The sequence below is a fragment of the Rhodococcus sp. NPDC019647 genome (assembly GCF_044389235.1).
Lineage (GTDB): Bacteria > Actinomycetota > Actinomycetes > Mycobacteriales > Mycobacteriaceae > Rhodococcus_F > Rhodococcus_F oxybenzonivorans.
Genome location: NZ_JBIRXS010000021.1, coordinates 60,638 through 73,868 on the forward strand (window position 1 = coordinate 60,638; position 13,231 = coordinate 73,868).

General features: G+C 65.8%; 13 protein-coding genes. All 13 read left to right on the top strand.

Features of this window, described 5'->3' with window-relative positions:
- The first annotated feature begins 7 nt into the window (after window positions 1-7).
- Window positions 8-991 carry a hypothetical protein gene (locus ACH49N_RS27790; protein WP_358275804.1) on the top strand — a complete coding sequence of 328 codons (984 nt, stop codon included), beginning with the start codon at window positions 8-10 and terminating at the stop codon, window positions 989-991.
- A gap of 70 nt (window positions 992-1,061) precedes the next feature.
- The gene (locus tag ACH49N_RS27795) at window positions 1,062-2,762 is read left to right on the top strand and encodes a cutinase family protein (protein WP_358275806.1); all 1,701 of its coding nucleotides are present in this window, start codon (window positions 1,062-1,064) and stop codon (window positions 2,760-2,762) included.
- A 91-nt stretch (window positions 2,763-2,853) separates the two neighbouring features.
- On the top strand, window positions 2,854-3,513 hold the full coding sequence (locus tag ACH49N_RS27800; protein ID WP_358275808.1) for a hypothetical protein: 660 nt from the start codon (window positions 2,854-2,856) through the stop codon (window positions 3,511-3,513).
- 49 nt (window positions 3,514-3,562) lie between these two features.
- The gene (locus ACH49N_RS27805; RefSeq protein WP_358275810.1) at window positions 3,563-3,868 is read left to right on the top strand and encodes a hypothetical protein; all 306 of its coding nucleotides are present in this window, start codon (window positions 3,563-3,565) and stop codon (window positions 3,866-3,868) included.
- Window positions 3,869-3,873: 5 nt separating this feature from the next.
- Window positions 3,874-4,143 carry a hypothetical protein gene (locus ACH49N_RS27810; protein WP_358275811.1) on the top strand — a complete coding sequence of 90 codons (270 nt, stop codon included), beginning with the start codon at window positions 3,874-3,876 and terminating at the stop codon, window positions 4,141-4,143.
- A 17-nt stretch (window positions 4,144-4,160) separates the two neighbouring features.
- Window positions 4,161-4,799 (top strand): hypothetical protein, encoded by a 639-nt coding sequence (locus ACH49N_RS27815; protein WP_358275813.1) that lies wholly within the window; start codon window positions 4,161-4,163, stop codon window positions 4,797-4,799.
- Window positions 4,799-5,611: a hypothetical protein gene (locus ACH49N_RS27820; protein WP_358275815.1), complete on the top strand. Its 813-nt coding sequence runs from the start codon at window positions 4,799-4,801 to the stop codon at window positions 5,609-5,611. The genes ACH49N_RS27815 and ACH49N_RS27820 overlap by 1 nt, the downstream gene beginning before the upstream one ends.
- Window positions 5,608-7,146 carry a hypothetical protein gene (locus ACH49N_RS27825; protein ID WP_358275817.1) on the top strand — a complete coding sequence of 513 codons (1,539 nt, stop codon included), beginning with the start codon at window positions 5,608-5,610 and terminating at the stop codon, window positions 7,144-7,146. Before ACH49N_RS27820 ends, ACH49N_RS27825 begins: the two co-directional genes overlap by 4 nt.
- 60 nt (window positions 7,147-7,206) lie before the next feature.
- Window positions 7,207-7,950 (top strand): hypothetical protein, encoded by a 744-nt coding sequence (locus ACH49N_RS27830; protein ID WP_358275818.1) that lies wholly within the window; start codon window positions 7,207-7,209, stop codon window positions 7,948-7,950.
- Window positions 7,947-9,449 carry an SCO6880 family protein gene (locus tag ACH49N_RS27835; protein WP_358275820.1) on the top strand — a complete coding sequence of 501 codons (1,503 nt, stop codon included), beginning with the start codon at window positions 7,947-7,949 and terminating at the stop codon, window positions 9,447-9,449. Before ACH49N_RS27830 ends, ACH49N_RS27835 begins: the two co-directional genes overlap by 4 nt.
- A gap of 16 nt (window positions 9,450-9,465) precedes the next feature.
- Window positions 9,466-11,292: an ATP/GTP-binding protein gene (locus ACH49N_RS27840; protein WP_358275822.1), complete on the top strand. Its 1,827-nt coding sequence runs from the start codon at window positions 9,466-9,468 to the stop codon at window positions 11,290-11,292.
- Entirely contained in the window at window positions 11,289-11,588 is a 300-nt protein-coding gene (locus ACH49N_RS27845) for a transposase (RefSeq protein ID WP_109336454.1), read from the top strand. The genes ACH49N_RS27840 and ACH49N_RS27845 overlap by 4 nt, the downstream gene beginning before the upstream one ends.
- On the top strand, window positions 11,585-13,225 hold the full coding sequence (locus ACH49N_RS27850; RefSeq protein WP_358275824.1) for a peptidoglycan DD-metalloendopeptidase family protein: 1,641 nt from the start codon (window positions 11,585-11,587) through the stop codon (window positions 13,223-13,225). Before ACH49N_RS27845 ends, ACH49N_RS27850 begins: the two co-directional genes overlap by 4 nt.
- The last annotated feature ends 6 nt before the right edge of the window (window positions 13,226-13,231 follow it).

Consider the following 13,231-nt stretch of genomic DNA (forward strand, 5'->3'; position numbering starts at 1 on the left):
TGGACCGATGGTGGATTCGCGATTCGATGGAGACAACCGTTTGGACGAGAGTGCCATCGAAGACTGGTTCACCGCGCCGCCGTCGCCGGATTCCGGGAACACCGATGATGCTCCTGCCGACCCCGCGGACGGGGTCGGCAGGACGGCATTCTCCGTCGTAGAAGGCGGCAACGGGCTCGAGGATGCGAACGCGGAGGAAGACGACTGGTTCGAGGTGACCAGCCCGATTCTCGGCGCCCGACCCGAGACTGAACCCATGCCGCACCAGCAGGGCGGCTCGGTGGGGAGCGACACTGATTCGACCATGGGGAAGCGGTGGCCATCGGACCCTGCCGCTGACGGCGTGGGACCGGATTCATGGGTGGTGGAACAGCACCCGGCGGATACCGCAGCGAAGCCCGCGGACGAAACAGGCCGGTCATGGTTGTCTCGTCACCGCACCGCGGTGTCGGTCGGCGGATCGATGACGGCGGCCGTCGCTGTCCTCGCCGGTGTCGCTGCGACCGCGGTGGCCGCATTCTCAGCCCCCGATAACCCTCTGCCGATCAGTGCGGTGATCACCGCGAGCCCGACGGTAGCAGTCACATCATTTCCGGCGCAGGCAGCGGCCGACGGAGTTCGCCCGTGGTGTTTCGGCTTCACCGGGGGAGAGCCGATCGATGGGTCGTCCCCGGATGCCGGCGAAGCGGCGATCGCGAGGTTCCAGGCCGCGTACTACGTCGACCGCGATGCCGCCAAGGCCCGCTCGTTCGTGGCGGAGGGCGCGGTCGTGGGAACGGTCGAGCAGATGACCGAAGCGCTCGCCACCCTCGCACCGGGCACCGAGCACTGCCTACTCGCGTCGGCGCGCGGGGGCGGTGCGTACGTGGTCGATCTGTTCGTGCGCCCACCCGGCGGTGCCTCAGCCCACTACCCGCAGAACGTGGCGACTACGCCGGGACCGAACGGCGGGGCGCTGATCACAGCGATCACGGTCAGGACAGGGGAGTAGCCCGTGACGAATCCGGACGGTTCCGGTGCCCGAATTGTTGCCATCAATCCTCGAGAGGGGCAGTAAAGATATGCACATTCATTCACCGACTCTTCTGCGCGCGGCCGCGGCCGCATCTACGGCGCTGATGCTGGTCGCTATGGCAGGGACCGGCGCCGCAGGAGCGCAGCCTGCGACGTCGACTCCATCCTCACCGACGACCACGACCCCGGTTTCTGCGTCAGCAACAGATTCGGGATGCACACCGTTGCATCTGCTGTTGGTCAACGGGACCACCGATTCCTCACCGACTGCGCCGACTGATCAGGACGGTGGTTTCTTCTCTCAAGTCGCGATCCCGGCCCTGCTGGCGGCGAACGGCGACAACGGCAGCAAGAATGTGATCGATCGCTCGTACGTGAACTACTCGGCGAGTTTCGGTGGCAAACCTGGTGATCAGTCCACGGACACCTACGAGCAGTCCGTGCAGATGGGAATCACCAATGCTGCGGCGATGCTCACTGATTTGGCGAGCAAGTGCCCGGACACCCAGGTCTTCATCGGCGGGTACAGCCAGGGCGGACAAGTAGCCTCGGCGCTTGTCCGTGAGATCGGTGCCGGTGAGGGGCCTATCTCGGCGGACAGGTTCGCCGGCGCAGCATTGTTCTCGGACCCGACTCGCCCTGCAGGTGCGCCGGTCTTCGCGTCGTCGTCGCAGACAGCTCCTGCGGCCGCACCCGGAGCCAAGGGTGATTCGGTCGAATCGGTCGAGGTTTCTGCGATACAAACCCCGGCCGGTGGAGGTATCGCTCCGGAGACGACGGGGGAGAGGTCCTTCGGCCAGGTCGCGGATCGGGTTGCCTCGTTCTGCACGCCGGGTGATCTTGCCTGCGATACCCCTGCCGACGCCCCGTTGGCGCGCATGGTGGCCAATATCGCCGGTCAGTCCAACATGAACACGCAGGACCCGGTGGCGATCTTGACCAGTGTGGGTGCCGCGTTAGGACAGTCGGTGATCTACACCGGGGCCTCTGTCGTCAACGACAACATCAACTTCGATTCCAAGGCAGGCGTTTTCACTGTCAAGGACTCGGGCACCACGGTCCTCAATCGAATGGTCGCCTACAGTGATCCGTCCAAGCGGGCGGACGGCATCAGCGAAGCGGTGTCGGCGGTGACGAAGATCGCCGGTATGGGCATCGCCGCGGCCGTCACCGTGGCCAAGGATGTCCTCACGCCGCAGTCCATCGCACAGATCGCGGCGGCCGGGGTGGCTGGGCCGCAGGCGGCGATCGGTGTGCTGGGTGCCAAGATCCTCACCGCGACCGTCAAGCTCGTCCCGCCGGCCACGGTCGACAAGGCCGTCACCCTCGCATTCAACGAGGTCAAGTCCGGCATCGCGGACAACAAGGGTCTGGCGAAGATGGCGACCGACACCGCCTACTGGGACACCATCGCCAAGCACGGAAGCTACACCACGGTCCCCGTGGGAACCGGTGGCCAGACCCCGGTGGAGTTGGTGACGGAATGGATCGTCGCGCTCGCCCACGATCTGACCGGTGACCAGGTCCGCCGTACCGGGTCGACGACACCCGATCAGTCCGGGCCACTGCTGGCAGCGATCGGACAGCAGAGCCGTTCGGCATCGGAAATCCTCGGAACCAGCGCCACTGCGGGTTCGACATCGTCGACGAGGCCGTCAACGACCTCCACCTCGCCGAGCAGCCTCGCAACCAGTTCGCCGAGTTCCGCGACAGTCACCGCGACACCGACCCCAGCCGGAATCAACTGAGCCGCAGGTGAGGGGCACCCCCGGGTGTCCCTCTCCCCCGGCCAGTGGTTCGCGGTGGTGGTGGCACCCCCGTTGATGGAAGGACACGAAGATGGCTTCACCGCTCTCCCGTGAGGGTGATCCCGGCAACGACCCCGGCAGCGTGACCGGTCGGGTCGTCGTTCCCGCTGGACTGCGGATTCCACCAACCGAATCGAGGGCTCCGGTGTGGGATGCGGCGATCGCGACGACAACTCCCAGGCCGGCGTTCTGGCTTCTCGGCGCGCACGACACCGCCGCCGGTGTGGCGACGTTGACGCGTACCTGGGCACCTGCCGGTGACTCCCGGATGGGATGGCCGGCCGCGGATCGCTATCGCAGTGTGGTCGTCGTCGCCCGCACGCACCGTGAGGGATTGCAGAGTGCTCACGACCTGCTCTTGCAGTCAATCGCCGGATTGACCGGCGGCTGCGCCCTGCTGGGACTGGTCAGCGTGCCCGATGCCCCCGGAAAGCTGCCCGCCACGCTGCGCCGCCAGCTCGACGTCGTCGAATCGGCGGCCCCGCGGGTCTGGCGCCTGCCGTACCTACCGCACTACCGCACCTTGACCTACAAGCAGATGCCGGTGTGGTCACCGAACGATCCCGCACCGCCGCCAGGTTCGAAGCTGCGGCGCGCAGACCCGACCGAATACCCGGACCCCAAACTCGTCGAGGTCGGGGCGGAGATATTCGACGCCGCCCGCCTCGCTGCGACCCGTCAAGCCCCCTGAAATTTTCACCCCTTTCAAGTTCACCCCTCTCCGAAAGAAAGGCACTCTCATGGTTGCAGTCCTCAGTTCCGTACAGGTCGGGTATCACGCTGCCAGCGTTGATGTTTTGGCACAAATCGGCACCGAGCCCCCGCAGCCGCCGCCCGGCGTCGACAAGTTCCTCATGCTGCTCTCCTGGGTCAAATGGGGTGGCGTCGTCCTCGCGATCGCCGGCCTGGTCATCGGCGGGGTGATGCTCGCTATGGAGCGCAGCGGCGCCCGCGACGGCGACGGCAAAAGCAAGATCGTCGGCGCGATGATCGGCGCGGTCGTCATCGGTCTCGCCCCTGCCGTCATCAATCAACTCGCCAGCTGACCGTGATGAGCACAGCGGTGCTGATCGGCCAGCCTCCTGCCGATCGGCAACGGCTCCCCACCGAAGCGTGGGAGCCGTTGATGCTGGTGGTGCGGTATGTGAGCTGGATCGGCATCGTCGCGTGCATCGCGGCCCTCGTCACCTTCGGTGCGATGCTCGCCTACCAGCGTGTGACCACCAGCCAAATCCTCGAAGACAAAACCCTGTTCCGGATCTGCGGCTGCGCGGTCCTCGTCGGCTCTGCCGCCGCCATCGCCAATCGACTCATCGTCTGAGAAGAGAAGAGAAAACCATGCGCACTATCGGTCGCCGCTCGGTTGCCGCGCTCGTCCTGGCGGCGACCGTGCTCGCCGCCTCTGCGGGATGTGGATCGGACCCGGATACGTCCGACCCCGTCGTGCCGCCGGTGGACACCACCACCGCGCCGGCCCATCTGAGCTGGGAAAACTACAACGGTGTTCGGCTGCCTCGCTCACCGGAGGACGGCCCGAAGACCACCTCCACGATTCCCTCCGGCTACTCCAATACCCCGCAAGGCGCTGCCCTGGCCGCGATCCGCGGACAGGCGTACCTGGCGCTCACCCCGGATACGAGCTGGGGACAGATGGTCTCGGTTGTCACCGCCCCTGGCCCTGGCCGCGACGAATTCGCGGCGAACCGGGCGCTGGTCTCGGTCACCGGCCCGGTCCCAGCCGCGCAGGCACCGAAGTTCATCGCCTTCAAGGTCACCGAGTACACGCCCGGTGATTCCGCCGCCGCCGCTGTCGACGTCGTGCAGGAAATCGGTTCCCCGCCGGCCCGCTTTGTGTACCCGGTCGCCTTGCAGTGGATCGGGGACTGGCGGCTGGTCCTTCCCACGGCCGCAGAGAACGTCGATGCCCGCGAGGCCCACAGCCTCGACGGCTACACCCTCATCGAGGAGAAGAGCTGATGAACGCCAAACAGAAATGGATGATCGGCGGGGCGTTCGCTCTGGTCGTCGTACTCGTCGCGGCCGCGTTCGCCTGGTTCGCCGGCAGTGACGCCACCGAATCCACACCACCGGTAGCCGCCCCGCGGAGCCCCGAGCCTTCAGCGCAGGGCAACAACGGGGCAACCGGATTCGGGGACCCCACCACCGATCTGGCCGGTCGGAAAGTGATGATTCCGAACAATCCTGCGGGAATGATCCTTCCGCAGCGCGACCCCGGGCCGCGCACTGAGTGCTCGACAGATCAGCCCACCACTTCACCTGGTGGAGTGATGATTCAACGCACCTTCAATGTCGCGACCTTGTTCTCCGAAACCGATGGCCCGACGACATTGGACGGAAACGTGATCTCCGGATACTCGAGGACTCCGCAGGGTGCGGCGCTGGCGGGGTGGAACGTGATCGCACGCTCGTACGTCGGCGGACAGGTGAGCGTCGATTCGATTCGTCAGATGAGTGTCCCGAGCCCGGAACTCGACGCGCTGCTCGACAATCCCGATCGCGAGGGCGCCGACCCGAAGAACCTCCAATCGTTGCAGGCCCCGGATGCGTTCCGGGTACTGAGCTGTGACCCGGACTTCGTCTCGGTCGAGTGGGGCATGAAGCGCACCGTCGACGAGAACGGTGCCTTGCCTTCCCCGATCTGGAAGGGCATCCGAACGAACCTGCTCTGGCGCGATGGGGACTGGCGAGCACAGTTCAACCGCGAGTCGATCTCCGCCGGTCAGACCTATTCCGGGTTGGACGGCACCTGGACCCGGTGGTCACTGTGAAGCGGATCGTCGCGGCAGTTGCTGCGTTGCTGTTCTTCTCGTTGAGCAGCGTCGGTGTCGCTGCGGCCCAGGACCGGCCGAGCGTTCCCCCTCCATCGGAAGGCCCGACACTGAACTTGCCGGACGACACCGGAGCGCAGGGCAACGAGTTCCAACAAGCGCGGCGGGAGTGCCTGGAAGAGGACCACATGGGTGGACCCTCAGGATGGCTCGACGACGCTACCGGGGGCCTGTTGAGCGAGGCGTTCTGCCTGGACAAGGCATCGACGGATCATCCGGGTGCCGCGTTCTCCACCGCATTGTCCTCGGCCGCATCGACCTTCTGGGACGACCCGGTGGGCAAGTTCGCCAAAGCGGTGATGGAAGGCAACATCGCCGCATTCTCCACGGTCATGACCTTTTGGATGTCCGTCCCGATTCCCGGGCTGACCGGTGGTGATGCGATGACCGGTATCCGGAACATCACCTGGGAGATCCAACTGGTGGCGTTCGTCGTCGGCATGATCGTCGCGGCCGCGAAGTTGGCGATCGCCCGGCAGCAGGCCGTCGCGGAGGGTGCGGACGAAACCGCGAAAATGCTGACTCGGACCATCTTCGCGGCCGGTCTGCTCCCCACGCTCGTCATCATCTTTCATCTCACCGGTGACGTGTTCTCCACCTGGGTCCTTCAGCAGGCATCGGGCGGAGACCTGGGTGCCAAGGTCACGGCCATTGCGTGGATCGACGAGAAGACGGGTCTGGGACCAGTTCTGGCCCTGGTGCTCACTGGTCTCGGGTTACTCGGGTCCGTCTCGCAATTGATCGCATTGCTCGTCCGTGAGGCTGTGCTGGCGATTGTTGTCGGTTTGGCTCCGGTAGCGGCGGCGCAGTCGGCGACCGGAACGGGCCGTCAGAGTTGGGCAACGATGATGGGCTTCGTCGTCGCGGCGTTGCTGTTCAAGCCGGTCGCGTCGCTGTTCTACGTGTTCGCCTTCTGGGCTTCGTCATCGAACGTCGCCTCCGCTGCGGTGATCGGCTCGGTTCTGCTGGCAGTGGCAGGTTTGTCGCTGCCCTCGCTCATGGCGGCTGTTGGACCTGTCGGCGCAGGTGGTGGCGGCGGAGCGCAGCAGGCCGCGGCGATGGCCGGTGCAACCGGCGCGGTGCTCGGCAGTGCGGCCGCACTGGGGACCCGGGGCGGATCCGGTGGTGTTCGCGCTGGGGGAGCCGGCGGCGGATCGACCGGCGGTGGCGGCGGTAAGGGTTCTCCCGCCTCCGGTGCGGCGTCGTCGTACGGCGGCCGATTCAGTAGCGGGAAGTCGTCCGGTGGTGCGCCGGGTGCTCGCAGCTCCGCAGCAGCGGCAGGTCGTTCCCTCGGCCGCGTGGGTTCCGGTGTCGCCGGAGCTGTCGGCGCCGGCACACGAACGGCCGCGTCCGCGGCGGGAGCGCTCGGCCGCGGCGCTGCGGTTGCCGGTCAAGCGGCGAGCCAAGGCGCGGCAGCAGCGGCGAACATCGCTGGCGGCGCTGTCGGCAATTACCACGGTCACATTCCGAGATAAGGGTTCTTTCACCCTGTTTCGCCGATCCTTCTCCTTTTCCTTCTCAGAAAGCGAGTTCTGATGAGTACCGAGGCCTCTGCCCGATCGTCGCTGGCAACCCGAATCGATTCCCTGTCCGCAGCCTTGATGAGCGCAAAATATTCCTCGGTGGGCGGGTTCATCCGGGAGATGTGGTGGACCCTTCGCCCCGTCGTCTTGTTCGCCGCTCACGTGGCCCTCCTGACGTTCGTGCTCGGGTTTTCTCGGTGGGCCGCCCTCGGCACGGTCCGCGGCGACATCTCCGAGGCCGGTACGTCGCATCCGACGCTGCTGAGCATCGTCGATGCCTGCGACGCCGTGATGCGGGCGGCGGAAGCGATCGGGTCGAGCAGCGTGGCGGCAAGCTCCGCATTGTGGACCGCATGGATCGCCGCACTACTGGCGGCCGTCTTCACTGCGGTGTCGATCCGCCTCTCGCAGCGGCAGGATATGACCGTCACAAGCTCGTTGGCCCGACCCCCACGCCGCCTGGTTCGGGAGGTGTTCGCGGTATTGCTGGCGTGCGCGATTCTGGCGCAGCTTGCCGGCGAACCCAGTCATCTGGTTGCCGTGCCCGTGTGGGAATCGGCAGTGGTCATCGCGTTTCTGATGTGGACAACGGTGTACGCCGAGCGCCGCTGGATGGTTCCTCCGAAGCGGTACACGCGCTTGACGGAGCTGCCGGTCGGGACACCGATCACGATCGGTCGGGACGCTCGCGCACTCGACCCGCTTGCCGATCGGGTGGTCGGTGCAGCAACTGGCACCACGGATACGACCCGATGAGCGCCGTGGCCGAGCGGACGAATGAACGTCCGCTGTACGGGTCGGGCTCGGTTCCCCGTCGCACGGGCATTTTCGGTTTGTCGATTTGGGCGACCTCGTTCGCCGCCGTCGGCTTCCTGACCTCCCTGATTGTGGGCGTGAGCTCAGGAGATGTTCTCAAAGGTTTCATCCTGGCCGCGGTGTTCGCGGTAGTGATCGCCCCCTTGGTGATCCGGTGGGGTCACCGCTCTATGTACGAGGTGATGCAGTTGAAGATTCAGTGGTGGAAGCGTGCGGCAACGGGGTCGACCGTGTACCGGTCCGGTCCGCATTCGCGGATTCCGGGGGGCCGCTTCCGCCTTCCCGGCCTGCTGGCATCGACGACGCTGCACGTCGGCGTCGACCGGTTGGGAAACCCGTTCGGGATGATCTACCGGCGCCGCGGTGCCGAGTACACGGTGGTCCTCGAATGCTGGCCCGGCGGCGACGAAGCGTTGACGACGCCGGAAAAGGACTTGATGACCGCCGACTGGGGCGCCTATCTCGCCGGTCTGGGCCTGCCCGGTGACATCGTCGCGGCGGTGGCGATCGTCGAATCGATTCCGGCCACGGGATACCGGTTGGGCCTCGAGGTCGAGCAGTCCATCAAGCAGTCCCGCTCGGAGATCGCATCGCGGATTCAGCGCGAAGCCGCCGTGGAGTTCCCCTCGGGTAGGTCTCAGACGTTGTGCCGTTTGGCGATCACGTTCAAGGCGACGACGCGCGAACGCCGCACCGAGCCGGAGGAAATGGCGGCCGAGCTGGCGCGGCGCCTGCCCGCCGCGTACGAGGACATGCTCAATGCCGGTGTCGAAGCCTCGCCGATGTCTGCTGAGCAGATCGTCGCGTTCGTGCACCGCAGCTACAACCCGTCCGCGGAGCGCGAGCTCGAGGAACTCGAGATCCTGGACGAGTCTCACGGTATCGATTGGGAGGATGCCGGTCCGGCTGCGGCCGTGACGAAGTGGGATTACTACCGGCACAACGGTGTCGTTTCGGTCGTGTACGAGATGAAGGCGCCGCCGGAGTCGGTGTTCACCGACGAGGTCCTCAAGCCGCTGTTGCGGCCGCACGACGACTTGGATCGTAAGCGTTTGGCGCTCATCTACCGCCCCTTCTCGGCTGGGGATGCAACCAAGCAGGTCAACCGTGATCACAAGGATGCCCGCGCCGCGGTGAATCAGAAGTCGGGTCTGGTGTCGGCGGCGGCGGAAATGCGGGTGGAGACCACCGAGCAGGCCCGCCAGGAACAGGTCCGCGGTGCCGGTCTGGTGCGTTACTCAGCGCTGATGACGATCACCTGCGCCACCGGGTCGGAGGTACCGAATGCGTCGTCGATCCTCGAATCCTTGTCCGCCCGCGCGATGTTGAAGCTGGTTCGCGCCTACGGAATGCAAGATGCCGCGTTCGCGGCAGGACTCGGTGTCGGGGTGTTGCTGGGTGAGCACACGACCACCTCGAAGATCGCCCGCAACGGCTGAAGGAAGAGGATTCGACATGCAGTGGAAGACCGTGGACGCCGTCACCGACGACGACCCCGAAAACATCATCGGCAAGTGGGAGTTCGCCGAGCTCGAGGCCCTGGCCGAAGCGATCGACAACGGTGCGGCCTCCGCGCCGTTCCCGCTCTCACCCAAGGCTCGTGCTCTCAAGAAGTGGCGCAAGGTCAACGAGGAGAGAGACGACGCCGACGAGCAGACTCCCGACCCGTCCTGGCGGCGTGCGTTCAGGGCTCTGCCTCGGCGCGGGTTCCGGGACAGCTACATTCACAGTGACGGCGGCGGCGCGATGGAGACCGTGCTCGCCCCGGTCGAATACCAGGTGTCGACGATGCACGCCTGTGGTCTCAATCCGTGGATGATCGGTGCCACGGCCCCTACGCTCGGCACTCCGATCGGGATGCATCAGATCACCGGCGATTCCGCCTCATGCGATGTGCTGACCTGGTTCGCCGAGGGGTTGATCACGAACCCGTCTGCGTTCGTGCTCTCCCTGCCAGGTCTGGGTAAGTCCTCGTTCATCCGCAAGATGTTTCACGGTGCCGTGGCCCGCAATCAGTGCCCGATCGTCGCCGGCGACATGAAGGGCGAGTACGTCGGCGCTACCCAGGCGATGGGTGGTCAGGTCATCACGCTCGGGCACGGCAAGGGCCATCTCAATCCGCTCTCGGCCGGGGCGATGGGCGCCGTTCTCCCACGGCTCGAGCAGCACCTCACGCGACTGCGCATCGCGGAGCAGAGCGCCGCTGCCACCGGGCAGCCGCTGTCGGCAATCGACCCGTTCACGGGCCGGGAGCGGGTGAGCGCCGAGCACATCGAGTCGCTGATCGAGGAAACCAAGCTGGTCGTGCATTCGCGCCAGTTGCAGATGATCACCGCGCTGATCGAACTGATTCGTCAGGAGTCGATCAAGGACTTCGAAAGCTCACTGCTCTCGCGGGCATTGCGGGAGTTGCGCGACGGCGGCGAGTTCTCGTTCGTCGATCCGCCTCTGGTCAAGGATTTGTCGAAGGCGATCATCGCGGGGTCGCCGCGTCTTCGTAAGGTCGTCTTCGCCCAGTCCGAACAGCACTACATCGAGATCATCACCCGGTTGGTGCAGTCCCTCGAGGCGCTGCTCGACGGGCCGCTCGGCGACATCTTCGCCGATCACACCAGTGTTCGGCTCGACTTGGATTCGACGGCGATCTGCATCGATGTCTCCGCTATCAGTCGCGGTGACAAGAAGCTCAAGGCAGCGGTCATGCTCAGCTGCTGGTCCGATGCCTACGGGTCGATGGAGGCAGCACATCTGCTCGCCGACGCCGGCCTCGAACCACAGAAATATTTCCTCGCCATCTTAGACGAACTCTGGCAGGTGCTCGGCGCCGGCGCGGGCATGGTCAACCGCATCGACGAACTCACCCGACTCAACCGCAGCGACGGAACGGGCCTGCTGCAGATCACGCACACCGGCCGTGACCTCGAAACGCTGCCCACCGAGGTCGACGTCAAGATCGCCAAGGGCTTCATCGAGCGTTCCGGAATGGTCATCTGCGGTGGGTTGCCGTCCGGTGAGCTCGACCGACTCTCCGACGTCCTCGAATTCACCACGGCTGAGCGTTCGATGATCACCTCCTGGTCTCGCGGCGCACCGATGCGCCGAACCAGGCGTGGTCCGCGCCGCAACCCTCCTGGCCTGGGCAAATTCATGATCAAGATCTCCAAGGACAACGTGCCGGGCATACCCGTGCAGACGGTGTTCACCCAGACTGAAATCGAGTTGAAGTTGCACGACACCAACTCCCGCTTCACCGAACTGTTCGAACTCGAGGGAGTGGCGTGAGCAGCCGGTACGGGGACGAGACCCGCGCCTGGGCGGAGAAGACGTTCGCCGAAACCCGCCATCAGTACAACTCCCGCCTCGAATGCTGCCAAGCGATCGCGAAAGTTCTCGGCGCACACGTCAACACGGTGTCGCGGTGGATCGGTGAGAGCTACGGACCCGCACGTCAGGCACCGCCGGAGGAAGTGACCGCGAAAATGCGGGCCCTGGAAGAAGAAGTGCAGCGGCTACGCCGACAGAACCACGATCTCGCCTCCAGCCGTGGCATCGCCGGCAGAACCCTCGGGCTGGCGTGAAAAAGGGACTCGCTGCGGCACTGGTATTGATCCTGCCGCTCCTCGTGGTGATCTTCGTCGTGACCTCGGAGGAACCGACGTCGACGGACTGCGTCCCCACAGGCGGTGCACCGGGATCGTCGGTGGCGCAGGGAGTCCCTGCGGGGTCGATGTCAAAGCCGATGCGTTCGGTGGACGCTCACCTGACCTCCGGATGGCGCACACCGGACCGGCCTGATCACCACGGCATCGACCTGGCGGGCGCGGTCGGTGCACCGATCTTCTCGCTCGCCGACGGGGTCGTCGCCGCCGCAGGTGCCGCGACGGGATTCGGCCAGTGGATCGTGATCGATCACCAGATGGACGGAAAGATGTTCTCGACCGTCTACGGGCATATGAACGACGACGGCGTCCTCGTCGGGGCGGGGGACCAGGTCAAGGCTGGTCAGCACATCGCCAACGAAGGCTACAACGGGGAAGTGTCCCCTCCCGGCCCCGGCGGGGCTCACCTGCATTTCGAGGTGTGGGAAGGCGGCAGACTCACCGGCGGCCACGACGTGGACCCGATGCCGTACTACCAAGCCGCCGCCGAACCCGGCACCGCAGGCCCCGCCCCCACCGCGCCGACGTCCCCGGGTCCGTCGACTCCATCCACGCCTCCGGGGGCAGAAATGGCGGCGCTGCCGACCACTGTCGGATCCGAAGAGCATTGGCAGATCGACACCGTCCGTGTCGCCCGGGCCGTGCACGCGAAGTTCCCGCAGCTGACGGCGATCGGCGGATGGCGCCCGGTCGACTCCTTTCCTGACCATCCGTCCGGTCGCGGCGCCGACATCATGATCGACAACTACTCCAGCGGCGAGGGCCGCAAGCTCGGCGACGCGGTCAAGGACTACCTCTGGGCCCATCGCGAGTACTTCCAGATCGAGTACATGATCTGGCGTCAGGAATACATTCCATCCGACGGCACCCCGAACCTCATGGCGGACCGGGGCAGCCCCACACAGAATCACTTCGATCACGTTCACGTGACCACGGTCGGACACGGCATGCCCACCGCCGGTCAAAGCTACGGGCCTGCCCCCGACGTGGATGGCTCCACAGCCCCGAAGGCTGCGGGAGACTGCACGATCGGCGGCGCCGATCTGGGCGACGCAGATCTCGCGGCGGGCACGGTGCCGCCGGAGTTCGAGAAATGGCTGGTCATCAGCGCGCAGCAGTGCCGGGAGATCACCCCACCGCTGCTGGCTGGTCAGCTCGAGCAGGAATCGAACTTCAAACCAGGTCAGATCAGCCCGGCCGGTGCCGCCGGTTACACCCAGTTCATGCCCGAAACCTGGAATGCCTTCGGGTATCCGGTCGACGAGAACGGCAACCGGAGCGGGCCAGCCGGCGCGGGGGATCCCAACGACATCGCCGATGCGGTGATGGCCCAGGGCGCCTACGACTGCTACGTCGCCGACTACCTACGGCCCTTGCACGGAAGTGGGCAGGTCACGGGAGATCCGATCGACACCATGCTCGCCGGCTACAACGCCGGGCCCGGTGCGGTCGAGCAGTACGGCGGGATTCCCCCGTACGCCGAAACCCAGGCGTATGTCGTCGACATCAGAGAACGCATGACCCGCTACGACGCCGCCCTCGCGGGCAAGAACTAGGAGAAC

Bases quoted from the DNA above. Each gene is read 5' to 3' on its own strand.
- ACH49N_RS27790 (WP_358275804.1), top strand. From the start codon at position 8: ATGGTGGATTCGCGATTCGATGGAGACAACCGTTTGGACGAGAGTGCC.
- ACH49N_RS27805 (WP_358275810.1), top strand. From the start codon at position 3,563: ATGGTTGCAGTCCTCAGTTCCGTACAGGTCGGGTATCACGCTGCCAGC.
- ACH49N_RS27840 (WP_358275822.1), top strand. From the start codon at position 9,466: ATGCAGTGGAAGACCGTGGACGCCGTCACCGACGACGACCCCGAAAAC.
- ACH49N_RS27800 (WP_358275808.1), top strand. From the start codon at position 2,854: ATGGCTTCACCGCTCTCCCGTGAGGGTGATCCCGGCAACGACCCCGGC.
- ACH49N_RS27815 (WP_358275813.1), top strand. From the start codon at position 4,161: ATGCGCACTATCGGTCGCCGCTCGGTTGCCGCGCTCGTCCTGGCGGCG.
- ACH49N_RS27820 (WP_358275815.1), top strand. From the start codon at position 4,799: ATGAACGCCAAACAGAAATGGATGATCGGCGGGGCGTTCGCTCTGGTC.
- ACH49N_RS27830 (WP_358275818.1), top strand. From the start codon at position 7,207: ATGAGTACCGAGGCCTCTGCCCGATCGTCGCTGGCAACCCGAATCGAT.
- ACH49N_RS27795 (WP_358275806.1), top strand. From the start codon at position 1,062: ATGCACATTCATTCACCGACTCTTCTGCGCGCGGCCGCGGCCGCATCT.
- ACH49N_RS27810 (WP_358275811.1), top strand. From the start codon at position 3,874: ATGAGCACAGCGGTGCTGATCGGCCAGCCTCCTGCCGATCGGCAACGG.
- ACH49N_RS27835 (WP_358275820.1), top strand. From the start codon at position 7,947: ATGAGCGCCGTGGCCGAGCGGACGAATGAACGTCCGCTGTACGGGTCG.